At 63.5% G+C, this 26,425-nt stretch carries 23 protein-coding genes; 15 read left to right on the top strand and 8 right to left on the bottom strand.

The genetic code is table 11. The annotated features are described in order from the left end of the window. Nucleotides 1-9: 9 nt before the first annotated feature. The 6 genes from ABE528_RS22445 to ABE528_RS22420 all read right to left on the bottom strand — a co-directional run bounded on the left by ABE528_RS22445 (nt 10) and on the right by ABE528_RS22420 (nt 7,233). A complete protein-coding gene (locus ABE528_RS22445) occupies nt 10-849 on the bottom strand; it encodes a symmetrical bis(5'-nucleosyl)-tetraphosphatase (RefSeq protein ID WP_152957994.1) in 840 nt (279 codons plus the stop codon). Beyond that, entirely contained in the window at nt 849-1,229 is a 381-nt protein-coding gene (apaG, locus tag ABE528_RS22440) for a Co2+/Mg2+ efflux protein ApaG (RefSeq protein ID WP_027917463.1), read from the bottom strand. The genes ABE528_RS22445 and apaG overlap by 1 nt, the downstream gene beginning before the upstream one ends. Nucleotides 1,230-1,345: 116 nt before the next feature. Then, nucleotides 1,346-2,146, bottom strand: a complete 801-nt coding sequence (gene rsmA, locus ABE528_RS22435; protein WP_152957995.1) for a 16S rRNA (adenine(1518)-N(6)/adenine(1519)-N(6))-dimethyltransferase RsmA — start codon at nt 2,144-2,146, stop codon at nt 1,346-1,348. Then, nucleotides 2,143-3,132 carry a 4-hydroxythreonine-4-phosphate dehydrogenase PdxA gene (gene pdxA / locus ABE528_RS22430; protein WP_346654093.1) on the bottom strand — a complete coding sequence of 330 codons (990 nt, stop codon included), beginning with the start codon at nt 3,130-3,132 and terminating at the stop codon, nt 2,143-2,145. The genes rsmA and pdxA overlap by 4 nt, the downstream gene beginning before the upstream one ends. Beyond that, nucleotides 3,129-4,448 (bottom strand): peptidylprolyl isomerase, encoded by a 1,320-nt coding sequence (locus tag ABE528_RS22425; RefSeq protein ID WP_346654092.1) that lies wholly within the window; start codon nt 4,446-4,448, stop codon nt 3,129-3,131. The genes pdxA and ABE528_RS22425 overlap by 4 nt, the downstream gene beginning before the upstream one ends. After that, nucleotides 4,429-7,233, bottom strand: coding sequence for an LPS-assembly protein LptD (locus ABE528_RS22420; protein WP_346654091.1), 2,805 nt, complete (start codon nt 7,231-7,233; stop codon nt 4,429-4,431). Before ABE528_RS22420 ends, ABE528_RS22425 begins: the two co-directional genes overlap by 20 nt. 130 nt (nt 7,234-7,363) lie before the next feature. Here ABE528_RS22420 and ABE528_RS22415 point away from each other — a divergent pair, with 130 nt between their 5' ends. Genes ABE528_RS22415 through ABE528_RS22405 form a run of 3 tightly spaced genes read left to right on the top strand, consistent with a single transcriptional unit; the run spans nt 7,364 to nt 9,817 of the window. Further along, nucleotides 7,364-8,383: a phosphotransferase gene (locus tag ABE528_RS22415; protein WP_152957997.1), complete on the top strand. Its 1,020-nt coding sequence runs from the start codon at nt 7,364-7,366 to the stop codon at nt 8,381-8,383. After that, nucleotides 8,380-9,051: an N-acetylmuramate alpha-1-phosphate uridylyltransferase MurU gene (gene murU / locus ABE528_RS22410; RefSeq protein ID WP_346654090.1), complete on the top strand. Its 672-nt coding sequence runs from the start codon at nt 8,380-8,382 to the stop codon at nt 9,049-9,051. The genes ABE528_RS22415 and murU overlap by 4 nt, the downstream gene beginning before the upstream one ends. A gap of 1 nt (nt 9,052) precedes the next feature. Next, nucleotides 9,053-9,817, top strand: coding sequence for a TerB family tellurite resistance protein (locus tag ABE528_RS22405; protein ID WP_346654089.1), 765 nt, complete (start codon nt 9,053-9,055; stop codon nt 9,815-9,817). Nucleotides 9,818-9,849: 32 nt separating this feature from the next. Here ABE528_RS22405 and ABE528_RS22400 read toward each other — a convergent pair whose 3' ends face one another. Continuing rightward, on the bottom strand, nt 9,850-10,848 hold the full coding sequence (locus ABE528_RS22400; RefSeq protein ID WP_346654088.1) for an alpha/beta hydrolase family protein: 999 nt from the start codon (nt 10,846-10,848) through the stop codon (nt 9,850-9,852). Nucleotides 10,849-10,943: 95 nt separating this feature from the next. Here ABE528_RS22400 and ABE528_RS22395 point away from each other — a divergent pair, with 95 nt between their 5' ends. From ABE528_RS22395 to trpE, 9 genes are all read left to right on the top strand, one after another. Beyond that, nucleotides 10,944-13,331 carry a transporter substrate-binding domain-containing protein gene (locus ABE528_RS22395; RefSeq protein WP_346654087.1) on the top strand — a complete coding sequence of 796 codons (2,388 nt, stop codon included), beginning with the start codon at nt 10,944-10,946 and terminating at the stop codon, nt 13,329-13,331. Between the two features lie 10 nt (nt 13,332-13,341). After that, nucleotides 13,342-13,971: a response regulator transcription factor gene (locus ABE528_RS22390; RefSeq protein ID WP_054885209.1), complete on the top strand. Its 630-nt coding sequence runs from the start codon at nt 13,342-13,344 to the stop codon at nt 13,969-13,971. A 140-nt stretch (nt 13,972-14,111) separates the two neighbouring features. Continuing rightward, nucleotides 14,112-15,236, top strand: a complete 1,125-nt coding sequence (locus ABE528_RS22385; protein ID WP_152958002.1) for an ABC transporter ATP-binding protein — start codon at nt 14,112-14,114, stop codon at nt 15,234-15,236. Nucleotides 15,237-15,276: 40 nt separating this feature from the next. Further along, nucleotides 15,277-16,311 (top strand): ABC transporter substrate-binding protein, encoded by a 1,035-nt coding sequence (locus tag ABE528_RS22380; RefSeq protein WP_346654086.1) that lies wholly within the window; start codon nt 15,277-15,279, stop codon nt 16,309-16,311. A gap of 60 nt (nt 16,312-16,371) precedes the next feature. Then, complete coding sequence (locus tag ABE528_RS22375) at nt 16,372-17,619, top strand: ABC transporter permease (RefSeq protein WP_103448737.1); 1,248 nt, start codon at nt 16,372-16,374, stop codon at nt 17,617-17,619. Nucleotides 17,620-17,630: 11 nt separating this feature from the next. Beyond that, complete coding sequence (locus ABE528_RS22370; protein ID WP_079226329.1) at nt 17,631-18,458, top strand: ABC transporter permease; 828 nt, start codon at nt 17,631-17,633, stop codon at nt 18,456-18,458. Nucleotides 18,459-18,551: 93 nt separating this feature from the next. Next, nucleotides 18,552-19,226 carry a ribulose-phosphate 3-epimerase gene (rpe, locus tag ABE528_RS22365; protein WP_049273746.1) on the top strand — a complete coding sequence of 225 codons (675 nt, stop codon included), beginning with the start codon at nt 18,552-18,554 and terminating at the stop codon, nt 19,224-19,226. Continuing rightward, nucleotides 19,223-20,041, top strand: coding sequence for a phosphoglycolate phosphatase (locus ABE528_RS22360; RefSeq protein WP_152958004.1), 819 nt, complete (start codon nt 19,223-19,225; stop codon nt 20,039-20,041). The genes rpe and ABE528_RS22360 overlap by 4 nt, the downstream gene beginning before the upstream one ends. 70 nt (nt 20,042-20,111) lie before the next feature. Further along, a complete protein-coding gene (gene trpE / locus ABE528_RS22355) occupies nt 20,112-21,593 on the top strand; it encodes an anthranilate synthase component I (protein ID WP_346654085.1) in 1,482 nt (493 codons plus the stop codon). Nucleotides 21,594-21,625: 32 nt separating this feature from the next. On the opposite strand, the gene estP is transcribed toward trpE, so the two are convergent. Next, a complete protein-coding gene (gene estP / locus ABE528_RS22350) occupies nt 21,626-23,506 on the bottom strand; it encodes an esterase EstP (protein WP_346654084.1) in 1,881 nt (626 codons plus the stop codon). Between the two features lie 374 nt (nt 23,507-23,880). Here estP and ABE528_RS22345 point away from each other — a divergent pair, with 374 nt between their 5' ends. From ABE528_RS22345 to trpC, 3 genes are read left to right on the top strand one after another with little or no spacing between them, the layout of a single operon-like run. Further along, nucleotides 23,881-24,474, top strand: coding sequence for an aminodeoxychorismate/anthranilate synthase component II (locus tag ABE528_RS22345; protein ID WP_152958007.1), 594 nt, complete (start codon nt 23,881-23,883; stop codon nt 24,472-24,474). Nucleotides 24,475-24,483: 9 nt separating this feature from the next. Further along, the gene (gene trpD / locus ABE528_RS22340) at nt 24,484-25,533 is read left to right on the top strand and encodes an anthranilate phosphoribosyltransferase (RefSeq protein WP_152958008.1); all 1,050 of its coding nucleotides are present in this window, start codon (nt 24,484-24,486) and stop codon (nt 25,531-25,533) included. Next, a complete protein-coding gene (gene trpC, locus ABE528_RS22335; RefSeq protein WP_346654083.1) occupies nt 25,530-26,363 on the top strand; it encodes an indole-3-glycerol phosphate synthase TrpC in 834 nt (277 codons plus the stop codon). The genes trpD and trpC overlap by 4 nt, the downstream gene beginning before the upstream one ends. Nucleotides 26,364-26,425 lie beyond the last annotated feature (62 nt).

Raw genomic sequence — 26,425 nt, 5'->3', positions numbered from 1 at the left:
TGTAGGTGGTCAGGCCGGGAGGCGTAAGTTGCCGTCGTCGGTGCAGTCGCAGCGGTGGTATTCGCCGCTGTCGACGTTGTACAGGGTCATGGCGCCGCCCCACACGCAGCCGGTGTCGAGGGCAATGATGCCGGGTTCGTCGACCTGACCCTGAAGGGCGGCCCAGTGGCCGAAGATGATCTTCACGTGGCGCGAGCGGCGGTCCTTGTGCGCATACCAGGGCTTGTAGCCTTTGGGCGCGGTGTCCAGGCCTTCCTTGCTCTTGAGGTCGAGCTTGCCAGCGGCAGTGCAGAAGCGCATGCGGGTGAGGTAGTTGGTGATCACTCGCAAGCGCTCTACGCCGGTGAGGCTCTTGCTCCACTTGTTCGGCTCGTTGCCGTACATGCCGTCCAGGTAGGGTTGCAGGCGATTGTCGTCACGCAGTACCTGTTCGACTTCTCCGGCCAGCTGCAGCGCCTGGCCGAGGGTCCATTGCGGGGGGATGCCGGCATGTACCAGGGCTATGCCGCGGGGCTCGTCGTAATGCAGCAGTTTCTGCTGGCGCAGCCAGTCGAATAATTGGTCGGCGTCCGGCGCTTCGATGATCTCGCGCAGGGTGTCGCTTTTCTTCAGGCGCTCGACGTTGTGCCAGACGGCCAGCAGGTGCAAGTCATGGTTGCCCAGCACACACACCAGCGATTGGCGGATCGAATAGAGGTAACGCAGGGTTTCCAGCGACTCGGGGCCGCGGTTGACCAGGTCGCCGACCAGCCACAGGCGGTCGACCGCCGGGTTGAAGTTGACCCGTGCGAGCAGGCACTTGAGCGGCCCAAGGCAGCCTTGCAGGTCTCCGACGGCGTAGGTGGCCATCAGTGCAGCGCCCCGGGGACCGCGAGGCGGAAGGGGGCGATGTCGGCTTCGAAGCGCTTGCCGTCTTCGGCGAACATTTCGTAGCTGCCCTGCATGGTGCCGACGCGCGTGCTGATGACCGCGCCACTGCTGTAGGTATGGCTCTGGCCGGGCTCGATGGTCGGCTGCTGGCCGACCACGCCGGCACCGCGCACTTCCTCGACTTCGCCATCACCGTTGGTGATCAGCCAGTGGCGTGACAGCAGCTTGGCTTTGACTGAGCCGTTGTTTTGCACGGTGATGGTGTAGGCGAAGGCGAAGCGACTGCTTTCGGGGTCGGATTGGTCTTTCAGGTAACGGGTCACGACGCTGACGTCGATCTGATAGCGAGGGTCGGACATGCAAGGGCCTTGGGCGAACTGACGCAATAATGCAGTCTAGGCCATTGGGAGGGGGGAGGGCCAGCGGTGTAGGGCCCTATCGCCGGCTTGCCGGCGACAGGGCGGTGCAGGCTGAGTCAGGCTTGCTGATTGGCCAGCTGGTCGGCCAGGCGTACGAAGGCCGCCAGGTCGAGCTGTTCTGGGCGCAGGCTGCCATCTACGCCGGCGGCCTCGATGGCGGCGCTGTCGAGCAGGCCTTTGAGGGTGTTGCGCAGGGTCTTGCGACGCTGGTTGAATGCTTCACGCACCACCTGCTCCAGCAACCGCGCATCCTTGGCCGGGTGCGGCAGCACTTCGTGCGGCACCAGGCGCACGATCGCCGAGTCGACTTTCGGCGGCGGGTTGAATGCGCCTGGGCCCACGTTGAACAGGTGTTCCACACGGCAGTGGTACTGCACCATGATCGACAGGCGCCCCCAATCACCGCCGCCTGGGCCGGCAGCCATACGCTCCACCACTTCCTTCTGCAGCATGAAGTGCATGTCGCGGATCAGCCCGGCGTGGCTGAGCAGGTGGAAGATCAGCGGGGTGGAGATGTTGTAGGGCAGGTTGCCGACCACTTTCAGGCTACGCGCAGGCACGCCCAGCTGATTGAAGTCGAACTTCAGGGCATCGCCCTGGTGCAGGCGGAAATTATCGCGGCCAGCAAACTTGTGCTGCAGGATCGGCACCAGATCCTTGTCCAGTTCCACCACATCCAGCTGGGCGCCACTGCCCAGCAGGCCTTCGGTCAGGGCGCCCTGGCCCGGGCCGATTTCCAGCAGGTGTTCGCCGGCCTTGGCGTTGATGGCGCGCAGGATGCGGTCGATGATGCCTGCATCGTGCAGGAAGTTCTGGCCGAAACGCTTGCGCGCCCGGTGTTGGTATTGCTCGTTCATGGTCGGTTCTCGGCCATCTGGTAGGCGGTTTCCAGGGCGACGCGCAGGCTGCCGGTGTCGACCTTGCCGCTGCCGGCCAGGTCCAGGGCAGTGCCGTGGTCGACCGATGTGCGGATGATCGGCAGGCCCAAGGTCACGTTGACTGCAGCGCCAAAGCCTTTGTACTTGAGTACGGGCAGACCCTGGTCATGGTACATCGCCAGCACTGCGTCGCAGTGCTCCAGATATTTGGGGGTAAACAGGGTATCGGCCGGCAGCGGACCGCGCAGGTCCATGCCTTCGGTGCGCAGGCGGGTCAGCGTCGGCTCGATGATGTCGATTTCTTCGCGGCCAAGATGGCCGCCTTCCCCGGCATGCGGGTTGAGGCCGCAGACCAGGATGCGCGGGTTGGCAATGCCGAACTTGTCGCGCATGTCGGCGTGCAGGATACGGGTGACCTTCTCCACACGCTCGGCAGTGATGGCGTCGGCAATGTCCCGCAGCGGCAGGTGCGTGGTCACCAGGGCGACACGCAAGCCACGGGTGGCCAGCATCATCACCACCTGGGCGGTGCTGGTCAGGTCGGCAAGGAATTCGGTATGGCCGGAGAAGGCAATACCGCTTTCGTTGATCACGCCCTTGTGCACTGGCGCGGTGATCATCCCGGCGAATTGCCCGTCAAGGCAACCTTGGCCGGCACGGGTCAGCGTTTCCAGCACGAACGCCGCATTGGCCTTGTCCAGCTGGCCCGGCACCACCGGCGCGGCCAAGGGGGTATCCCACACGTACAGGCTGCCAGCAGGTGCCGGGTGGTCGGGCCACTGGCCTGGCGTTACCGGCAGCAGGCTGACGGCCAGCCCCAGCTGCGTGGCCCGCTCGGCGAGCAGGTCACGGCTGGTGATGGCAATCAGGGGATGGGGCTGGGCGTCGGCGGCGAGCAGCAGGCACAGGTCGGGGCCTATGCCGGCTGGTTCGCCGGGGGTGACGGCGAAGCGCAGGGGCTTCACTGTGCGGCCTGGTCAGCGCCAGGCAGCTTGATTTCAACGTAGGCTTCGTCGCGGATCTGGCGCAGCCAGGTCTGCAGCTCTTCGTCGTACTTGCGGTTGCGCAGCACGTTCATGGCCTGTTGCTCACGCGCCTGCTCGGTGCTGTCGGTGGCGCGGCGGCCCAGCACTTCCAGGACATGCCAGCCGTACTGGGTCTTGAACGGCTTGGTCACCACACCTTGCTGGGCGTTGGCCATCTGCTCGCGGAACTCCGGCACCAGGCTGTTCGGGTCGACCCAGTTGAGGTCGCCGCCGTTGAGTGCGGAACCCGGGTCTTCCGAGAAGCTCCTCGCCAGCTCGCCGAAGTCTTCGCCGTTCTGGATGCGCTCGTACAGGCGCTCGGCCAGCTGCTTGGTGGCCGCTTCGCTGCGGATTTCGCTTGGCTTGATCAGGATGTGGCGGACATGTACTTCGTCACGCAGCACGTTCTCGCCACCACCGCGCTTCTCCTCGAGCTTGAGGAGGATGAAGCCGTTGGGGATGCGAATGGGCTGGGTGATGTCGCCGACTGCCATGCTGCTGAGCATCTTGGCGAAGTCCGGTGGCAGCTGGGCAGCTTTACGCCAGCCCATTTCACCACCCTCAAGGGCGTTTTCGCTGGCCGAGTTGGCAATCGCCACCTGGCCGAAGTCAGCACCCTGGCGCAGTTGCTGGTACAGGTCGCCGACCTTGCGCGCAGCTTTCTGGATGTCGTCCGAGTTGGCGGCTTCCGGGGTCGGGATGAGGATGTTGGCCAGGCGGTACTCTTCCGACATCTGCATCTTGCCCATGTCCGAGGCGAGGAAGTTCTTCACTTCCTGCTCGGAAACCTGGATGCGCTCGGCAACGCGGCGCTGACGTACGCGGCTGATGATCATCTCGCGCTTGACCTGCTCACGGGCGTCGTCGAACGACAGGCCGTCATGGGCGAGGGCGGCGCGGAACTGCTCCAGGGACATGCCATTGCGCTGGGCGATGGTGCCGATGGCCTGGTTCAGCTCTTCGTCGGTGATGCGGATGCCCGAACGTTCGCCGATCTGCAACTGCAGGTTCTCGACGATCAGGCGCTCCAGTACCTGCTGCTCCAGCGCGCCAGTCGGCGGCACGCCGCCGCCGCGCTTGGCGATGGTCTGCTGCACCTCGTGGACGCGCTGGTCCAGTTGGCTCTGCATGACCACGTCGTTGTCGACGATGGCCACCACACGGTCCAGAGGTTGTACCGCGGCATGCACCGCGCCACTCAGCAATGCAGCGCCCAGCAACACCGGGCGCAGTCGATCAATAAGCTTGGTCTTCACGTGTACGGTAACCTTGAATGCCTTGGTCGAGGAACGATTCCACCTTGTTGCCTACTACGCCGCCGAGGCCTTTCAGGACGATTTGCAGGAAGATGCCGTGGTCGCCTTTTTCGTTGGCTGGCGTGGCCTGGCTGAAGTCGTCGTAGTCGACCCAGTAACGGTTGATCAGGCGCAGCTTCCAGCAGCAGTTGTCGTATTCGAAACCGCCCATGGCTTCCAGGGTGCGGTTGCGGTTGTAGTCATGCTGCCAACGGGCGATTACGTTCCATTGCGGTACCACCGGCCAGATGACCGAGAAGTCGTGCTGCTGGATCTTGTAGTAATCCTTGATGTAGTTGTCGGTGCCCGGCGTGCCATAGTCGCCGCCACCCACTTTCCAGGTACCGGTGGTGGAGTCGTAGGCGATGGTGTCGTTGCGGTAGCGATAGCCGAAGTTGACGATCTTGTTCGGATTGTCTTCAGGCTGGTAGTGGAACATCGCGCTGCCCGAACGGGTGCTGCGGCTGTCCGGGTCCCAGTTGAAGTCCGAATTGAAGCGCCAGTCGCGGTTGAAGTAGTAGTTGTACAGCAGCGCATACGGCGACACATCGGACTGCGAGTCCTTGCGGGTGCGGTAGTCGATGCCTGGCAGCTGGACCTTGCGGTCCTTGAAGTAGTAGGCCTGGCCGATGCTGAAGTTCTGCCGCTCGAAACCGTTGTCCTCGATCCAGCGGGTGGTCGCACCCAGCGACAGCTTGTTCTCGTCACCGATACGGTCGGTGCCGGAGAAACGGTTGTCACGGAACAGCGAGTCGAAGCTGAACAGCGACTCACCCGTGTCGAACAGCGGAATGTCCACTTGGTCCTTGTAAGGGACGTAGAGGTAGTACATGCGTGGTTCGAGGGTTTGGCGGTAATTGGTACCGAACAGCGAAGTATTGCGGTCGAAGTACAGGCCGCTGTCTACGCTGAGAATCGGGATGTCGCGATTCTGGTTGCTCTTGAAGTCGCCGAACAGGTCGCGGGTGGCATCGCTGCTGCCGGCAACGTCACTTTTGCCCTTGCCATCCAGGTCCAGATCATAGTGGGTGTACATGTACTTCAGCTTCGGCGTGATGTAACCGTAGCTGGCGTTCATCGGCAGGCTGATCGACGGTGCGACGTTCAGGCGGGTACCGTTGGCACGAGCCACGCCGAAGAGGTTTTCATCGAGTCGACGGCCTGGAGCACCTGCGCTGAGGTCCGGATTGCCATCTTTATCGGTAACGAAGTCGTTTTTCAGGTCACGATCAAAGCGTACTGCCTCGGTCTCGTAACCGAAGTTAAAGCCGCCAGGCTGGAACGGTAGCGCACCGTTCAAGGTGATCTGCGGCAGCTTGTTATACGGCGTGATCTGCGACAATGTCGCCATTTCGTAGGCTTGCGCATTCAGGCGAGCGGTGTAGCTGTCGCCACGCCAGGTCAGGGCACCCTGCTGGTTGACCACGTCGTGGCTCTCTACGCCAATCTGGTCAGATTCCAGATCCTGGAAATAGAACGGATCACTGATATCGGTGTAGTCAACTTCAGTCATCAGGCGCTCGTCCAAGCCACCTTTGTGCTGCCAGTTGATCATCCAGCGTTCTTTCTTGTAGTCCGTCTGCAGCTTGCGATCGTCGTCCTCGTCATTGAGGTACGCGCCGCCGAACTGCCCTTCGCTGGATTTGGTCAGGTAGCGGAACTCGCCTTCCATCAGCAGGCCGCGTTTGGCCATGTAGCGCGGGTACAACGTGGCGTCATAGTTGGGCGCCAGGTTGAAGTAGTAAGGCGTGACCAGCATGAAGCCGGTGTCGCTGGAACTGCTGAACGACGGCGGCAGGAAGCCGGACTGGCGACGGTCGTCGATCGGGAAGTAGATGTACGGTGTGTAGAGCACCGGGAAATCTTTGACCCGCAGGGTGACGTTGGTCGCGGTACCGAAACCGGTCGCCGGGTTCAGGGTGATGTTGTTGCCCTTCAGCTGCCAGGCGTTGCTGCCGGGTTCGCAGGTGGTGTACGTACCGTCCTTCAGACGGATGATGGCGTTTTCACCACGCTTGGCGTACAGGGCGTTGCCGCGAATGTGCGACTTGTGCATCACGTATTCGGCGTTGTCGACCTGGGCTTCGCCAGTATCGAGCTGAATCTGGGCCTCGTCACCGACCACCAGCGAGCCGTTGTCGCGGATCTTGACGTTGCCCTTGAGCTCGCCACGGTTCTCGGCCTGGTACAGGTTGGCCTCGTCGGCTTCAGCCTGCATGCTGCCCTGGCGCATGACCACGTCACCCGCGAGGGTAGCGATCTGCTGCTCCTGCTGGTACTTGGATACCTTGGCGTTGATGTAGGTCGGCGACTCGTCCTTCGGTGTAGAGTCGGCCATGCCTGGGCGAGTGGGCTCGATGTACGCGCCACCGCAGTACGGGCCGGTTTCGGCCAGTTGGGCGGCAGTGAGCTTCTCGCGTGGAACCCAGTCGAGGTGGCTGTAGTCTTCGCTGCGCGACTTCAGGCCACGGCCCTTGGCCTCGGTGACCAGCATCGGCTTGTCAGCGGACTCGGTCGGCTCGGCTTCGGTGCCCGAAGTGAGCGCGGCGCCTTCATGCACCGGGCGCGGAGGCAGGTTGTTGGCTGGGGTCTTGGGCTTGCAGTCCCAACCACCGGAGGCGGACACTTGGCAGTCGAACTGCTCGGCTGCCACCGCATAAGGGGTGGCAAGAGGTTGCATGGCCAGCAGACCGCCGGTTACCAGCAACGGAAACTTTCTACGAAACGCGGGGGATTTCAATGCCATCTTATTAGTCCGGGCTTCCTGCGTGCCATCTGCCCGCGTGTGGGGCCGCACGCCTCTCGATGGTCTGAAAAAGATGCTGGATAATAAAGCATGACCCGCTTGACGGCTAGGGCCGTCGGAGACCCTTGTAATGCCTGAACACGATGTACGCCTGCAACAACTGACTGTCTGGCTCCATGAGCAGCTCGATCAACTTTTCCGCGACCACGCCTGGGGCGAGGTGCCCGAGGGCAGCCTGACCGCCGCCAGCAGCGATGCCAGCTTCCGCCGTTACTTCCGCTGGCAGGGGGCAGGCCACAGTTTCGTGATCATGGACGCGCCACCGCCTCAGGAAAACTGCCGACCATTCGTCGCCATTGACCATCTGCTGGCCAGCGCAGGCGTGCATGTGCCGCAGATCCATGCGCAGGACCTGGAACGCGGCTTCCTGTTGCTGGGTGATCTGGGCCACCAGACCTACCTGGACATCATTCAGGCCGACAACGCCGATGGCCTGTTCGCCGATGCGATCGACGCCCTGCTGGCCTTCCAGCGCTTGCCGATGGATGCGCCGTTGCCCAGCTATGACGACGCCTTGCTGCGCCGTGAGGTCGAGCTGTTCCCGGAGTGGTATGTTGGCCGTGAGCTCGGCCTGGCCCTCACTGAGGCGCAGAAGGCCAGCTGGCAGCGTATCAGCCAGCTTCTGATCGACAGCGCCCTGGCCCAGCCCAAGGTGCTGGTGCACCGTGACTACATGCCGCGCAACCTGATGCAGAGCACCCCGAACCCAGGCGTGCTGGACTTCCAGGACGCGGTCTACGGCCCAGTCACCTACGACATCACCTGCCTGTTCAAGGATGCATTCCTCAGCTGGCCGCAGGCGCAGGTCGAAGGCTGGCTGCGCAGCTACTGGGAGCAGGCGCAGGCCGCGGGCATTCCGGTGCAGCCGGTGTTCGACGATTTCCAGCGTGCCAGCGACCTGATGGGCGTGCAACGCCACCTCAAAGTGATCGGTATCTTCGCGCGAATCTGCCATCGTGACGGAAAACCGCGTTATCTGGCCGACGTCCCGCGATTCTTCGCCTATATAGATGAAGTGGTCAGCCGTCGCCCGGAGCTTGCCGAACTGGGGCAGCTGATCGCCGAGTTGCAAGCCGGAGCGCGTGCATGAAGGCGATGATTCTTGCAGCAGGCAAAGGCGAGCGCATGCGCCCGCTGACCCTGCATACCCCAAAACCACTGGTGCCAGTCGCGGGTCAGCCACTGATCGAGTATCACCTGCGTGCGCTGGCTGCGGCCGGGTTTACCGAGGTGGTGATCAACCATGCCTGGCTTGGCCAGCAGATCGAAGACCATCTGGGCGATGGCAGCCGGTTCGGCCTGCGCATCCGCTACTCGGCCGAAGGTGAGCCGCTGGAAACCGGCGGCGGAATCTTCAAGGCCCTGCCATTGCTAGGGGATGAACCGTTCGCCCTGATCAACGGCGATGTCTGGACCGACTATGACTTCAGCCTCCTGCGTGCTCCGTTGCGCGGGCTGGCGCATCTGGTGCTGGTCGACAACCCCGGCCATCACGGGCGTGGCGATTTCCGTTTGAGCGAGGATCGGGTGATCGATGGTGATGACACCCCCGGTACGCTGACCTTCAGCGGCCTCTCGGTGCTGCACCCAGCATTGTTCGAGGATTGCCAGGCGGGCGCCTTCAAGCTGGCACCGTTGCTGCGCCAGGCGATGGCCTCGGGCCAGGTGAGTGGCGAGCACTACCGTGGCCATTGGGTGGATGTCGGTACACTTGAGCGCTTGGCCGAGGCCGAGCGCTTGATCGGCGAGCGCGCCTGACATGTGGTGGCCAGGCACGGTGATTGGGCTGGGCGCGGGCTTTGCGGTCGCCAATATTCCGGGCGCGCTGCTCGGTGCCTTGCTGGGCCAGGCAATGGACCGACGCATCCGTTTGCAGGGCTGGGAAGACATGCGCGAGCGCCTGGGGGGTCGCCCGGCGCTGCAAGACGATGAGTTGCTGTTCGTGCTGCTCGGGCGGCTGGCCAAGAGCGATGGCCGTGTGGCCGAGCAGCACATCCAGCAGGCGCGGCAGGAAATGGTCCGCCTGGACATGGCCGAGGCTGCGCGGTTACGGGCGATAGCCGCGTTCAACCGCGGCAAGGCAGGCAAAGACTCGCTGTCCGGCCACCTGCGCCGTATCCGCCTGCAACCGCATGCCGCCGAAGGCACCTTGCGCGCCTGCTGGCGCATGGCCTGGGCCGACGGCAAGGCTGGGCGGCACGAGCGTGAACTGTTACTGGAGTGGGGGCACAAGCTGGGCCTGAGCCGGCGCCAGGTGCAGGCAATGTCGCTGGAGTACGAGCCGCGCAAGGCGCCGGTGTCAGCCGGTGTGATGAACTACGCGGCGGCGCTGCGCTTGCTGGGCGTTGAGGCCGACACTGAAGGGGACCAGGTCAAACAGGCTTACCGGCGCCTGGTCAGCAAGCATCATCCAGACAAGCTGGCGGGCAGCGGAGCAAGCGAGGCGCAAGTGCGCGAAGCGACCGAGCGCACCCGCGAACTGCACCAGGCCTACGCCATCGTTCGCAAGCGGCGTGGGTTCTAGAAGGGGGCGCACAGCGCCCCTGGCCATCCGAACTACGGTTGCGGGCTCATCCAGCCCCGGACTCTGCGGAACAATTGCTCCTGTTCACCGTCCTTGTTGGCCGGCATGGCAATCAGCGACAGCTGCTTGTACTGGCTGTCCTTCTGCCGCTTGCTGGCCTGCAAGCGCAGCGCCGCAGCATTGCGGTCGCCGCTACGGGTGGCGTAGAAAAGGTCGGCCGTCGGTACCTTGAGGGTTGGTGTCAGGCTTTCCAGGCCGTGCTCGACCCGGGCCGGCGTCTGTGCGGCCACCATCACCAGCTTCTGCACCTGTGGCGGTTGCTTCTCGCTCAGGTAGCGCGCCGCCCAGTAGGCGCCGCTGCCGTGGCCGATCAGCACGATGCTGCGCGAATTGTGCTGCTGGGCATAGGCCACGGCAGCATCCAGGCGGGCGAAGACGCGTTCGGCGTCGGCCACGTCGTTCTGTTCGCTGGCTTGCACGGCGTCGGTGCTTTCTGCGGCATCGGCGTCGGCGGCGGTGGCCTGGGCGACGTTGGCGTTGGCGTCGGCGGGGGTGTCCTTGGCCGGTGCGCTTTCGCCTGCTTTCTTCTCCGGCGCTGGCGCCGGCTTGGCCTCTACCCGTGCCTGCGGAGCGTCGGCTAGCAGGTCGGGCAGGCTCACGCTCAGGCTGTGCCAGCCGATATCCGGGAACTTGCGCCGCAGCGGACCGACAGCGTTGGGCCAGTCGGCATTCTCGCCAGCGCCTGGGACGATGATCACGGCACCTTGCGGATCACTGTCGTTGGCGGGCTTCCACAGGGCCAGAAAGCTGTCTGCTCCGGCCTGCAGGGTCTGTTGCTCGGCTTTCGGGGCCAGGCGCTCCAGGGCTTGCGCGTCTTCCTGGCTGCGCTCCAGCAGGGGCGGGCGTGGCGCCGGCTCGGCGGGCGCCTCGGCTGCTGCCTGTGGCTTGGCGGCATCAGCGGCCAGGGCGCCGAGAGGTAGGAGCGAGGCCAGGCAGCACATTGCCAGCGTCGTGCGATAAAGTGTGGACATGAATCAACCCAAGGCCAGAATGATACCGGCAGCCTAATAGTATTTGCCCGCGGCGGCCATGCTGCATGGCCGCCCTTGCCAAGACGAGCGTGTAGATGAAGCGATTGCGTCGCCTGTTGGTTATCGGCTGGTTGTGCCTGCCCTTGATCGCGCTGGCACGGCCAGAGGTGCCGCCGCCCGTCGCGCTGGAGCCGGCCCAGCAGCAATGGCTCGAAAGCCACCGCAGCTTGCGTGTCGGCCTGGTGCTGCAGGCGCCTTACGCGCAGTTCGACCGCCGTCTCCAGCAACTCTACGGCGCCAACGTCGAGTTGGTGAACTGGCTAGGGCAAGCGCTGGGCCTGGACCTGACCTGGCGTAACTTCACCGACCAGGCCAGCCTTGAACATGCTTTGCAGGCCGGGGAGATCGATTTCGCCCCGGGACTGACGCAAACCCCGGCCAGCTTGCGCCTGTGGCTGTTCAGCGACCCCTACATGCGGGTACCGCAGCTGGTGGTGGGGGCGCGTACGGGGGCGATGGCGGTAGAGCTGGAAAAGCTCGATGCGCAAACCCGCGTCGCGGTGCGCATGCCCAGCGTTCTTGCCGATTATCTACGCGGTAATTACAGCGGCCTCAATCTGCAGGGCGTGCCTGGCGAACGCGAAGCGTTGCAACTGGTGGTCGCTGGCCAGGCCAGTTACGCCGTGCTCGATGAGGCTCAACTGAGCCGGCTGTCACGCGAGAGCGAGTTCGCCGAGCTGGTGGTGGTGGGTGATATTGGCTTGCCGCAGTTGCTGCGGGTGGGGTCGCGACGCGACTGGCCGGTGCTCGCCGATGTGCTCGAGCGCGGGCTGCAGGCCATGCCGGCCAAGGAGCTGGAACAACTTCACCAGCGTTGGTTGCAACCTAAATACCCGCGCTTGAGCGAGTCGCCTGGCTTCTGGCAGAACCTGGCCTTGCTGTCCGGCATGTTGCTGTTGTGCGCCCTGGCCACGCTGGTGTGGCAGCGTCGGCAGCAACGCCAGCTGGAGCGCAGCCTGTTGGCCGCACGGGAAAGCCTGACCGAGCGGCAGGGGCGCGAAGAGGCGCTGCGCCTGAGCCAGTTCGCCATCGATCAGAGCACGGTGGGCATTCTCTGGGTCAACTGGGACAGCCATGTGCGCTACGCCAACCATGCGGTGGAGGACATGCTCGGCTATGCCGAGGCCGAGTTGCTGGAGCGCCCGCTGATCGACTTCGAGCCGAACCTGACCATGGACCGCTGGCTCGAACTGTGGAAAAGGGCCCGGGCCGGCGATGGCGGTGCCCGGCAATTTGAAACCCAGTGCCGGCGCGCCGATGGCAGCTTGCTGCCGGTGGAGCTGTCGCTCAGCTTCCTGCGTTTTCGCGATGCCGAGTACTTGGTGGTGTACCTCGCCGACGTCACCGAGCGCCATCGCGCCCTGGCAGCATTGCGCGAAAGCGAGGCGCGGCTCAAGGGCATCGCCGGCAACGTGCCGGGCTTGGTGTTCCGCCTTGAACCGGCGCCTGCCGAAGGTGAGCCGGAATTTCCTTACATCAGTGAGGGCAGCGAGGCGCTGGTCGGCTACACGCCCGCGCAGATCCAGCACCCGCTGATGGGGTTGCGCAATCTCGTTCATCCAGACGATCGGGCCGACTATCACCAGGTGCAGGATCTGGCCATTGCCAGCGATCAGGACTGGTCGTGGCAAGGGCGCATCCTCACGCGGCAGGGCGAGCAACGCTGGGCCGACATCAAGGCCAGCGCCCGCCGCTTGCCCAATGGCCGGGTAGCTTGGGACGGTATCGTCTGGGACATCACCCAAGGCAAGCGCGCCGAGCTGGCGCTGGCTCAATCGCAGGAGCAGCTGCGCGAACTGTCAGCGCACCTGGAGAGCGTGCGCGAAGAAGAAAAGGCCCGCATCGCCCGTGAAGTGCATGATGAGCTGGGGCAGATGCTGACCGTGCTGAAGCTGGAAGTGTCGATGTGCGAGCTGGCGTTTGCCGAACTGGACCCTGGTCTGCACGAGCGTCTGGGCAGCATGAAACGCCTGATTGCCCAGCTGTTCCAGCTGGTGCGCGACGTCGCCACCGCGCTGCGCCCACCGATCCTCGACGCAGGCATCGCCTCGGCCATCGAATGGCAGGCGCGGCGCTTTGAAGCGCGTACGCAGATACCCTGTCTGGTACAGGTACCGGATAATCTGCCAGCATTGAGCGATGCCAAGGCCACCGGCCTGTTCCGCATTCTGCAGGAGGCCTTGACCAACGTGATGCGCCATGCGCAGGCGCACAGCGTGGAGATCGAGCTGGTGCGTGAGGACGGGCAATTGCGCATGACCGTCAGCGACGATGGCAGCGGATTTTGCCGGGACCAGCCCCGGCCCACGTCGTTCGGCCTGGTCGGTGTGCGTGAGCGGGTGCTGATGCTCGGTGGCACTATGGCGCTGGACAGTGAACCAGGCGAGGGCACCAGCCTGAGCGTGGCCATTCCCTTGGAGTAGGAGAGCGAGCGTGATTCGAGTGCTGGTGGCCGAAGACCACACCATTGTCCGGGAAGGCATCAAACAGTTGATCGGCCTGGCCAAAGACATGCAGGTGGCAGGGGAGGCCGGGAATGGCGAGCAGTTGCTCGAAACCCTGCGCCACACGCCTTGTGAGGTGGTGTTGCTGGATATCTCCATGCCGGGGGTAAATGGCCTGGAAGCGATCCCGCGTATCCGCGCGCTGCACGATGCCCCGGCGATCCTGATGCTGTCGATGCACGATGAGGCGCAGATGGCTGCCCGTGCGCTGAAAGCTGGCGCTGCTGGCTATGCGACCAAGGACAGCGACCCGGCCCTGTTGCTCACGGCGATTCGCCGGGTGGCAGGCGGCGGGCGCTATATCGACCCGGCGCTGGCCGACCGCATGGTCTTCGAGGTAGGCCTGACCGAGACCCGGCCACTGCACACGCTGTTGTCGGAGCGCGAATTCTCGGTGTTCGAGCGCCTGGCCCAGGGTGCCAACGTCAATGACATCGCCCAGCAGCTGGCGCTGTCGAGCAAGACCATCAGCACCCACAAGGCCAGGTTGATGCAGAAGCTCAAGGTCAATTCGCTGGCGGAGCTGGTGAAGTACGCCATGGAGCACAAGCTGGTCTGATTGCGACATCCTTGTAGGGATCGCCCTACAGAAAATCTTCCACCGGGATGATGGCATTCTCTCAGGGCCGCCGATTTCCGGGCGCTTGCGGCTCTTCTACTCTGTTGCCTACGCAGTCATTCCAACAAGAAGGTGCAGGCATGAGCGAGGCGAATTCGAACGCTGCCACCAGTGAGACGCTGGTCAGCTTCCGTGGTGTGCAGAAGAGCTACGACGGCGAGTCGCTGATCGTCAAAAACCTCAACCTGGACATTCGCAAGGGTGAATTCCTCACCCTGCTCGGCCCCTCCGGCTCGGGCAAGACCACCAGCCTGATGATGCTGGCCGGTTTCGAAACCCCCACCGCCGGTGAGATCCAGCTGGCCGGGCGTTCGATCAACAACGTGCCGCCGCACAAGCGCGACATCGGCATGGTGTTCCAGAACTACGCATTGTTCCCGCACATGACCGTGGCCGAGAACCTGGCCTTCCCGCTGAGCGTGCGCGGCCTGAGCAAGACCGACATCAGCGAGCGGGTCAAACGGGTGCTGAACATGGTCCAGCTCGATGCCTTCGCCAAGCGTTACCCCGGCCAGCTTTCCGGTGGCCAGCAGCAGCGTGTGGCGCTGGCCCGGGCACTGGTGTTCGAGCCTCAGCTGGTGTTGATGGACGAACCGCTGGGTGCCCTCGACAAGCAACTGCGTGAACACATGCAGATGGAGATCAAGCACATCCACCAGCGCCTGGGCGTGACCGTGGTCTACGTGACCCACGACCAGGGCGAGGCACTGACCATGTCCGACCGCGTGGCGGTGTTCCACCAGGGCGAGATCCAGCAGATCGCCGACCCGCGCACCCTTTATGAAGAGCCCTGCAACACCTTCGTCGCCAACTTCATCGGCGAGAACAACCGTATCAACGGCACCCTGCTGGCCAGCGATGGCAAGCGTTGCCAGGTGCAGCTGGCCCGTGGCGAGCGCGTCGAGGCGCTGGCGGTGAACGTCGGCCAGGCCGGCGAGCCCGTGACCCTGTCGGTTCGCCCCGAACGCGTGCGCCTCAACGGCCACAGCGAAAGCTGCGTCAACCGCTTCTCCGGCCGCGTGGCCGAGTTCATCTACCTGGGCGACCACGTACGGGTGCGCCTGGAAGTCTGCGGCAAGGCCGACTTCTTCGTGAAGCAGCCGATCGCCGAGCTCGACCCGGCGCTGGCCGTGGGCGATGTGGTACCGCTGGGCTGGGAGGTGGAGCACGCCCGCGCGCTCGATCCGATTGCCGAAGCCCACTGATGGATTGCTTCACCAACCCTGTACTGTGGAGAGAATAATAATGCGCAAGCAGTTGAAACTGACCGCCCTGGCCCTCGGCCTGTGCGCCGCTGGCCAGAGCATGGCGGCGGACCTGACCGTGGTTTCCTTCGGTGGTGCCAACAAGGCAGCCCAGGTCAAGGCGTTCTACGAGCCGTGGGAGCAGGCCGGCAATGGCAAGATCGTCGCGGGCGAGTACAACGGTGAGATGGCCAAGGTCAAAGCCATGGTCGACACCAAAAGCGTGTCGTGGAACCTGGTGGAGGTGGAGTCGCCAGAGTTGGCCCGTGGTTGCGACGAAGGCATGTTCGAGGAGCTCGACCCGGCGCTGTTTGGCAACGAGTCCGATTATGTGAAGGGCGCCATCCAGCCATGCGGCGTGGGCTTCTTCGTATGGTCCACGGTGCTGGCCTACAACGCCGACAAGCTCAAGACCGCACCTACCAGCTGGGCCGACTTCTGGGACACGCAGAAATTCCCGGGCAAGCGTGGCCTGCGCAAAGGCGCCAAGTACACCCTCGAATTCGCTCTGATGGCCGACGGCGTTGCGCCGAAGGATGTGTATCAGGTGCTGGGCACCAAGGAGGGCGTGGACCGCGCCTTCAAGAAGCTCGACGAGCTCAAGCCGAGCATCCAGTGGTGGGAAGCCGGCGCCCAGCCGCCACAGTACCTGGCCTCGGGTGACGTGGTCATGAGCTCGGCCTACAACGGCCGTATCGCCGCCGTGCAGAAAGAGAGCAACCTCAAGGTGGTGTGGAACGGCGGCATCTACGACTTCGACGCCTGGGCGATCCCGAAAGGCGCCAAGGATCTGGACCAGGCGAAGAAGTTCATCGCCTACACCGTGAAGCCCGAGCAGCAGAAGACCTACTCCGAGAACATCGCCTACGGCCCGGCCAACTCCAAGGCCGTACCACTGCTGGCCGATGCGGTGAAGAAGGACATGCCGACCACGCCTGAGAACATCGCCAACCAGGTGCAGATCGACGTGGCCTTCTGGGCCGACAACAGCGAGCAGCTGGAGCAACGCTTCAACGCCTGGGCGGCGAAGAAGTAACAACCCGGGAAGCGGGGCTGCGCAGCAGCCCCAATTTCAGCCTGTATCGCGGAGTTCGCCATGGCCATTGCAGTGCCCCTCAACGAAGGCGCAGGTCCAAGCCTCAAGCAGCGCCTCAAGCATGCCGAGCGGGTCAACCGCTGGAAGGCGCAGGCGTTGATCGCGCCGCTGGCGCTGTTTCTCCTGTTGGTGTTCCTGGTGCCGATCGCGGCGCTGCTGTACAAGAGCGTCGGCAACCCGGAAGTGGTCGGTGGCCTGCCGCGCACGGTCGAGGTGATCAGCCAGTGGGACGGCAAAAGCCTGCCCGGCGAAGACGTCTACAAGGCGCTGAGCCAGGACCTGGCCGAATCGCGCAAGAACCAGACCCTGGGCGACCTCTCCAAGCGCCTGAACATGGAGCTGGCCGGCTACCGCAGCCTGCTGGCCAAAACTGCGCGGGCGCTGCCGTTCAAGGCCGAGCCTGCCTCTTATAAAGATGCCTTGCAGGCACTCGACGAGCGTTGGGGCGACCCGGCCTACTGGCAGGCAATCCGCCGCAATACCAGTTCGGTGACCTCGTTCTACCTGCTGGCTTCGCTCGACCACCGTATCGATGACCTCGGCGAGCTGGCCAAGGCCACCCCCGACCAGGCTATCTACCTGGATATCTTTGCCCGCACCCTGTGGATGGGTGTGGTGATCACCGCCATCTGCCTGGTGTTGGCCTATCCGCTGGCCTACCTGCTGGCCAACCTGCCGACCCGGCAGAGCAACCTGCTGATGATCCTGGTGCTGCTGCCGTTCTGGACCTCGATCCTGGTGCGGGTGGCAGCGTGGATCGTGCTGCTGCAGTCCGGTGGCCTGATCAACAGCGCGCTGATGGCGATGGGCATCATCGACCAGCCGCTGGAGCTGGTGTTCAACCGCACTGGCGTGTACATCTCGATGGTGCACATCCTGCTGCCGTTCATGATCCTGCCGCTGTACAGCGTGATGAAAGGCATTTCGCCGAGCTACATGCGTGCGGCGATTTCGCTGGGCTGCCACCCGTTCGCCAGCTTCTGGCGGGTGTACTTCCCGCAGACATACGCCGGCGTGGGTGCCGGTTGCCTGCTGGTGTTCATCCTGGCCATCGGCTACTACATCACCCCGGCGCTGCTCGGCAGCCCGAACGACCAGATGGTCAGCTACTTCGTCGCCTTCTACACCAACACCAGCATCAACTGGGGCATGGCTACCGCCCTGGGCGGGCTGTTGCTGCTGGCGACCGTGCTGTTGTACCTGATCTATAGCTGGCTGGTCGGCGCCAGCCGCCTGCGCCTGAGCTGAGGAGCCTTGAGATGCTGAGCCCCTACATGTCGCCCGTCGAACGGGTCTGGTTCTATACCCTGCGCATCCTCTGCGGCCTGATCCTGCTGTTCCTGGTGTTGCCGGTGCTGGTGATCGTGCCGTTGTCGTTCAACAGCGGCAGTTTCCTGGTGTACCCGCTGCAGGGTTTTTCGCTGCAGTGGTACCATGACTTCTTCGCCTCGGCCGAGTGGATGCGGGCGCTGAAGAACAGCATCATCGTCGCGCCGGCGGCCACCGTGTTGGCGATGGTCTTTGGCACACTGGCCTCGATTGGCCTGACCCGCGGCGATTTCCCCGGCAAGTCGCTGGTGATGGCTTTGGTGATTTCGCCGATGGTGGTGCCGGTGGTGATCATCGGCGTGGCCAGCTACCTGTTCTTCGCCCCACTGGGCCTGGGCAACAGCTTCATCTCGCTGATCCTGGTGCACGCGGTGCTGGGTGTGCCGTTCGTCATCATCACCGTGTCGGCGACCTTGCAGGGTTTCAACTACAACCTGGTACGCGCGGCGGCCAGCCTGGGTGCCTCGCCATTGCTGACCTTCCGTCGGGTGACCTTGCCGCTGATTGCCCCTGGGGTGATCTCGGGAGCGTTGTTCGCCTTTGCCACGTCGTTCGACGAAGTGGTGGTGACCTTGTTCCTCGCCGGGCCTGAGCAGGCAACCTTGCCGCGGCAGATGTTCAGTGGCATTCGCGAGAACCTCAGCCCGACCATTGCGGCGGCGGCGACCCTGCTGATCGCCTTCTCGGTGGTGCTGCTGTTGACCCTGGAGTGGTTGCGTGGGCGGAGCGAGAAACTGCGCACCCAACAACCTGCCTGATGCAACGGTGTAATCGGGGTTGATACCAATCAGCCCCGATTCCTTTCCCTGAGTTACAATGCGCGCCACCGTGATTCTGCCAACAGGTGCGCCATGCAGCCCTACGCTATTGCCCCCTCCATTCTCTCTGCCGATTTCGCCCGTCTGGGCGAGGACGTCGACAAGGTTCTGGCCGCGGGTGCCGACATCGTCCACTTCGATGTCATGGACAACCACTACGTACCCAACCTGACCATCGGCCCGATGGTCTGCACCGCGCTGCGCAAGTACGGCGTGACCGCACCTATCGACGTGCACCTGATGGTCAGCCCGGTTGACCGCATCATCGGTGACTTCATCGAGGCCGGTGCCACCTACATCACCTTCCACCCGGAAGCCTCGCAGCATGTCGACCGTTCGCTGCAACTGATCAAGGACGGCGGTTGCAAGGCCGGCCTGGTGTTCAACCCGGCCTCCAGCCTGGATGCACTGAAGTATGTGATGGACAAGGTCGACATGGTCCTGCTGATGAGCGTCAACCCAGGCTTCGGCGGGCAGAAGTTCATCCCCGGCACCCTCGACAAGCTGCGTGAAGCCCGCGCCCTGATCGACGCCAGTGGCCGCGACATCCGCCTGGAAATCGACGGCGGCGTCAACGTCAACAACATCCGCGAAATCGCCGCCGCAGGCGCTGACACCTTCGTAGCTGGCTCGGCGATCTTCAACGCCCCGGACTATCAGGAAGTCATCGCCAAGATGCGCGCCGAACTGGCTCAGGCCCGCCCATGAGTGGCTTCGAGCAGCTGTTCCCGGGGACGCTGCCCAGGCTGGTGATGTTCGATCTGGACGGTACCCTGATCGACTCGGTACCCGACCTGGCGGCCGCCGTGGACCGCATGCTGCTCGAACTGGGGCGCCCGCCAGCGGGTCTTGAGGCGGTTCGCCACTGGGTTGGCAACGGCGCCCAGGTACTGGTGCGCCGCGCACTGGCCGGTGCTATCGAGCATGACGCCGTGGACGATGCGCTGGCTGAGAAGGGCCTGGCGCTGTTCATGGACGCCTACGCCGAAAGCCATGAGCTCACCATGCTCTACCCCGGTGTGAAAGACACCCTGCGCTGGCTGCAGAAGCAGGGCGTGGAAATGGCGCTGATCACCAACAAGCCAGAGCGTTTTGTCGCGCCATTGTTGGACCAGATGAAGATCGGCCGCTATTTCCGCTGGATCATCGGCGGCGATACCTTGCCGCAGAAAAAGCCCGACCCGGCGGCGCTGCTGTTCGTCATGCAGATGGCCGGGGTCAGCCCGCAGCAGTCGCTGTTCGTCGGCGACTCGCGCAGCGATGTGCTGGCGGCCAAGGCGGCCGGGGTGCAATGTGTGGGCCTGAGCTATGGCTACAACCATGGCCGGCCGATCACCGAGGAAGCCCCCAGCCTAGTGGTCGACGACCTGCGCGCGCTGCTGCCCGGTTGCACAGACCCGGCCACTGGGATAACGTTGGCGGACCTTCAAGCCTCCCAAGACAGAGAGTCCACCGTGGCGGTCACTGGCAAATTCTGGATGAAAGTCATCAAGGCCCTGGCCCGTTGGCGCTGGCGCGCCTGACTTATGCCCGCCGGCGCCTGCCGGCCCGTCCGCTTGCCTGACCTTACTGCTGCTTGCCACGAGGCTACCCATGACCCGCGAAGAATTCCTGCGCCTGGCCGCTACCGGCTACAACCGCATCCCTTTGGCCTGTGAAACCCTGGCCGACTTCGACACGCCGCTGTCGATCTACCTGAAACTGGCTGACCAAGCCAACTCCTACCTGCTCGAGTCCGTGCAGGGCGGCGAGAAGTGGGGCCGTTACTCGATGATCGGCCTGCCGTCGCGCACCGTGATGCGCGTGCATGGCTACCACGTGAGCATCCTGCAGGATGGCGTGGAAGTGGAAAGCCACGACGTCGAGGACCCGCTGGCCTTCGTCGAAAGCTTCAAGGACCGTTACCAGGTTGCCGACATTCCTGGCCTGCCGCGTTTCAACGGTGGCCTGGTCGGCTACTTTGGCTATGACTGCGTGCGCTATGTCGAGAAACGCCTGGGTGCCAGCCCTAACCCGGACCCGCTGGGTGTGCCGGATATTCTGCTGATGGTTTCCGATGCGGTGGTGGTGTTCGACAACCTGGCGGGCAAGATGCACGCCATCGTGCTGGTCGACCCGGCGCAAGAGCAGGCCTTCGAGCAAGGCCAGGCACGCCTGCAAGGCCTGCTGGAGAAACTGCGCCAGCCGATCACCCCACGCCGCGGCCTGGACCTGAGTGGGCCAATGGCTGCCGAGCCGGAATTCCGCTCCAGCTACACCCGTGACGACTACGAGAACGCGGTGGGCCGTATCAAGGAATACATCCTGGCCGGCGACTGCATGCAGGTTGTGCCGTCGCAGCGCATGTCGATCGACTTCAAGGCTGCCCCCATTGACTTGTACCGCGCGTTGCGTTGCTTCAACCCGACGCCGTACATGTACTTCTTCAACTTCGGCGACTTCCATGTGGTTGGTAGCTCGCCGGAAGTGCTGGTGCGGGTGGAAGACAACCTTGTCACCGTGCGCCCGATCGCCGGTACCCGCCCGCGTGGTGCTACCGAAGAAGCGGACCGTGCGCTGGAAGACGACCTGCTGTCGGACGAGAAAGAGATCGCCGAGCACCTGATGCTGATCGACCTGGGCCGCAACGACGTGGGCCGCGTCTCGTCCACCGGTAGCGTGCGCCTGACCGAGAAGATGGTGATCGAGCGTTACTCGAACGTGATGCACATCGTGTCCAATGTGACCGGCCAACTGCGTGAAGGCTTGACCGCGATGGATGCGCTGCGGGCAATCCTGCCGGCGGGCACCCTGTCGGGTGCACCGAAGATCCGCGCGATGGAGATCATCGACGAGCTTGAGCCGGTCAAGCGTGGCGTCTACGGTGGTGCGGTCGGTTACTTCGCCTGGAATGGCAACATGGATACCGCGATTGCCATCCGTACTGCGGTGATCAAGGATGGCGAGCTGCATGTGCAGGCCGGTGGCGGCATCGTTGCCGACTCGGTGCCGGCACTGGAGTGGGAAGAGACCATCAACAAGCGCCGGGCGATGTTCCGTGCCGTGGCGCTGGCTGAGCAGACTACCGCCAAGTAATTCGATTGGGGCCGCTTTGCGGCCCCGACGATTCAGAAGTCGACGCTGACCCCCAGGCTCACCCCCTGCTGAGTCAACTCATCACTCTTGCGCCAGTTGTAGTTCCCGCGCAGATGCACCCCCGCCACCAGCTCATGGCTCACCCCCAGACTCGCCCGAGTCAAATCACTGTGTGGTGTATAACCGGTCAAGGTGAAGTCATTCTCTGGCAACGTCGTCAGGTGCAGGGTCACATCCTGCTGGTCATCCTCGAACTCGTGCTCCTGCGCCACCTCGGCAAACAGCCGGGTGCTTGGCATCACCTGCACGCTGCCTAGCAGCCCGACGCCCAGGCGCCGCGAAGTCCGCTCCTGATCATCGAAGCCTAGCGCTGTGGAGCGCCCGCTTTTCTCCTCATAGCCATCGACCTTCACCCGCGCATAGTCGGCACTGATAAAGGGTGCCAGTTGCCAGCTGCTGCTGTCGGCCGCAAGGTTGTAGCCCACCCGGGCAGTCACGGCCCAGGCCTCGCCATCGGTGTCGCCCTTTTCACTACGGTCGTTGACGCCCAGCGCAAAGGTGCGCTTGAGGTCGTGGTAATCCAGGTGGCCCGCGCTTAACGCGGCATCGGCCCACCAGCGCTCCTGGCGGAACTGAGCGAAGGCACTGGCCAGGTAGCTGTCGAGCTTGTAGTCCGAGTCCTGTTCACCGGCCTCCAGCTTCTGCCGGTACACCCCACCGGCAAGCCCCAGGCGCCAGGCATCGTTCAGCCGGTAGCTGCCGCCCAGGGTCAGGTTGTAACCGCGCCCGTCGGCGCTGGCAGCACTGCGCTGGTCATCGAAGTCCAGGTCCTGCCCGCCAGTGCTGACGAAGGCCTGCCATTGGCCGACGGTTTGCCAGGGTGTCTGCCACTGATTGCGCAGTTCGTCCTGGTGCGCGCGCAGGCTGGCGTGGGCCATTTCCGGCAACAGGGTCAGCTCCCAGGGGGCGGAAATGATCGAGTAGGCGTAGTCGGCAATCAGTTGCTGGCCGGCAATGGTCGGGTGTACCGAGTCATTGAACAGCAGTTTGCTCGGATCTGGCGTTATGCCATTGATGCCGTATATCGGGTTTTCCACGCATCCTTCGCCGCTGTAACAGGTGCCAACCAGGTTCTGGCCGGTGGCCAGGCCGAACTGGCTGGGGCTGGCCAGTGCCTCGCTCAGCAGCACGGGAATGTTCAGGGGGATGATTTCGGCATCGATCTGCCCCAGTTGGCCGAGCAGCGACTGGTTGAATGCAGCGGACAGCAGCGACAATGGGTTTTGCTGGGGCGTGCCGCTGAAGTTCGGGGTTTGTCCGAGGTCGGGCAGCAGCCAGACCATGATGTAGCGGGCCCCGCCTTGCTGCAGAGCCTGGGCACTGGCGGCCAGGCGGCCGCCGGCGGCTATGGCATCGGCCGGGCTGTTAACCAGGCCTTGCAGGAAGTCGTTGCCGCCACCGGTCAGGTAGTACAACGCATTGGGGTCGGCGCGCAGGCCGTTGGCCAGATAGCCCGGTTTTTCACGCAGAACCACCCCGGCGCCGGGGCGCCCTGGCGGGATGATCGTCTCGGACGTGCTGGTGATCGAATCGAGGATCTGCTGGGTGGTGTAACCGCCTACCGCCCAGTTGTTGCCGTCGGCAATCCCCAGCGCTGGGTTGACGGGGGAGGTGGAGGGGCCCAGTTGTGTCGGATTCACGCCCAGCCGCCCGCCGAGAATCATCGGCGATACCGCGGCATAGTTGCCATTGGCATCGCGGTTGGTAAAGCGCGCGCCGAAAAACTGCCCGGCATCACTGAGGCTGTCACCGAACACGACCACTGTGGAATAGGGCGAAGGGGCGGCGAAAGCCTGGCTGCAGGCCAAGGCCAGTGAAGCAAGGGTGAATCTCATCAAGGGGACTTTTGGCATCGTCGAACATCCTTTTCATTGTTTTTATGAGGGATAGCTGCCCGACCTTAGCAAATCGCTGTGCATCCCTCCCAAGTCCATTCGTTTCCCCGTGTTTACGGGCATATTGCGCCAGCCGCCCCGGTAGGCTACTGTGCCTGCAAGTATGAGCGAGACCTATCCTGTGTTGATCGTCAGCAAACTCTTGATGCGCGTTATCAAGGCCCACGCCCGTTGGCGTTGGCGCGCCTGACTTTATCTCCTGCCGGCCCGTCCGGCCCGTCCCCGTTTGTCTTCCTGTCCGTTTAGCGACTGCCCTTCGTGGCCAAACCGTGCCCGCGGTGGTGTAGGAAGGTTCGTTTTTTGAAGTCAGTAGATTCAAGAGGTTTAGCCCGATGTTACTGATGATCGACAATTACGACTCATTCACTTACAACGTTGTTCAGTACCTTGGCGAGCTGGGTGCCGAGGTCAAGGTCATTCGCAATGACGAAATGACCATCGCCGAGATCGAAGCCCTCAACCCTGAGCGTATCGTCGTCTCTCCTGGCCCGTGCACGCCGAGCGAAGCGGGCGTGTCCATCGAAGCCATCCTGCATTTTGCCGGCAAGCTGCCGATCCTCGGTGTCTGCCTGGGCCACCAGTCCATCGGCCAGGCCTTTGGCGGTGATGTGGTGCGCGCCCGCCAGGTCATGCACGGCAAGACCAGCCCGGTGCACCATCGTGACCTCGGTGTGTTCGCCGAGCTCCACAACCCGCTCACGGTGACCCGCTACCACTCCCTGGTGGTCAAGCGCGAAACCCTGCCGGATTGCCTGGAGGTCACTGCCTGGACTGCCCATGAAGACGGTTCGGTCGACGAGATCATGGGCCTGCGCCACAAGACCTTGAACATCGAAGGGGTGCAGTTCCACCCCGAGTCCATCCTCACCGAGCAGGGCCACGAGCTGTTCGCCAACTTCCTCAAGCAGACCGGCGGCCGCCGCTAAGGATCGATCATGGATATCAAGAGCGCGTTGGGCCGCATCGTCGGCCACCTGGACCTCAGCACCGATGAGATGCGCGATGTCATGCGCCAGATCATGACCGGCCAGTGCAGCGAAGCGCAGATCGGTGCCTTCCTGATGGGCATGCGCATGAAGAGCGAGAGCATCGACGAGATCGTCGGTGCGGTCTCGGTGATGCGCGAGCTGGCCGACAAGGTCGAACTGAAAAGCCTCGATGGCGTGGTCGATATCGTCGGTACCGGTGGTGATGGCGCCAACATCTTCAACGTTTCCACTGCGTCGTCGTTCGTCCTCGCCGCTGCCGGTTGCACCGTGGCCAAGCACGGCAATCGCGCGGTATCGGGCAAGAGCGGCAGCGCCGACCTGCTGGAAGCCGCTGGCATCTACCTGAACCTGACCCCGACCCAGGTCGCTCGCTGCATTGACAGCTTGGGGATCGGCTTCATGTTCGCCCAAAGCCATCACACCGCCATGAAATATGCCGCTGGCCCGCGTCGCGACCTGGGGCTGCGTACCCTGTTCAACATGCTCGGCCCGCTTACGAATCCGGCCGGAGTGAAGCACCAGGTGGTCGGCGTGTTCACCCAGGCGCTGTGCCGTCCGCTGGCCGAGGTGCTGCAGCGTCTGGGCAGCAAGCATGTGCTGGTGGTGCATTCGAAGGATGGCCTGGACGAGTTCAGCCTGGCTGCGCCAACCTTCGTCGCCGAGCTCAAGAATGATGAGATCACCGAGTATTGGGTCGAACCCGAAGACCTCGGCATGAAGAGCCAGAGCCTGCATGGCCTGGCTGTCGAGACGCCGCAGGCCTCGCTGGAGCTGATCCGCGATGCCCTGGGCCGGCGCAAGACCGAAAACGGCCAGAAGGCCGCCGAAATGATCGTGCTCAATGCCGGCGCGGCGTTGTATGCCGCTGACCATGCCATGAGCCTGAAAACTGGCGTGGAACTGGCCCACGATGTACTGCACACCGGGCTGGCCTGGGAGAAGCTGCAGGAACTGGGCGCCTTTACTGCAGTATTCAAGGTGGAGAACGAAGCATGAGTGTGCCGACGGTGCTGGAAAGGATCATCGCCCGCAAGTTCCAGGAAGTGGCCGAGCGCAGCGCGCGCGTGAGCCTTGCCGAGCTTGAACGCCTGGCCAAGGCAGCCGATGCGCCACGTGGCTTTGCCAATGCGCTGATCGAGCAGGCCAAGCGCAAGCAGCCGGCGGTAATCGCCGAAATCAAGAAGGCGTCGCCGAGCAAGGGCGTGATCCGCGAAGACTTCGTGCCGGCGGACATCGCCGTCAGCTACGAGAAGGGTGGGGCGACCTGCCTGTCGGTGCTGACCGATGTGGATTACTTCCAGGGTGCAGACGAGTACCTGCAAGAGGCCCGCGCTGCGGTTTCGCTGCCGGTGATCCGCAAGGACTTCATGGTCGACCCGTACCAGATCGTCGAGGCCCGTGCTCTGGGTGCGGACTGCGTGCTGCTGATCGTGTCGGCGCTGGAGGATGCGAAAATGGTCGAGCTGGCCTCGGTGGCCAAGGACGTCGGCCTCGACGTGCTGGTCGAAGTGCATGACAGCGATGAACTGGAGCGTGCGCTGAAGAACCTCGACACGCCGCTGGTGGGTGTGAACAACCGTAACCTGCACACCTTCGAGGTCAGCCTGGAAGCCACCCTCGACTTGCTGCCGCGCATTCCACGTGACCGCCTGGTGGTGACCGAAAGCGGTATTCTCAACCGCGCCGATGTGGAGCTGATGGAGATCAACGAGGTCTACTCGTTCCTGGTCGGTGAGGCGTTCATGCGCGCCCCGCAGCCGGGGCTGGAACTGCAGCGGTTGTTCTTCCCGGATCAGGTGAAGAAGACTGTTCAGCCTCTGGACTGATCGAATACGAAGCCGGCTTTATGCCGGCTTTTTTGTATGCCTGATCCGGGCTCTTCGCGGGC

Source organism: Pseudomonas sp. TWI628, assembly GCF_039673865.1.
Classification (GTDB): domain Bacteria; phylum Pseudomonadota; class Gammaproteobacteria; order Pseudomonadales; family Pseudomonadaceae; genus Aquipseudomonas.
This window is presented reverse-complemented; position numbering and strand designations above follow the sequence as displayed.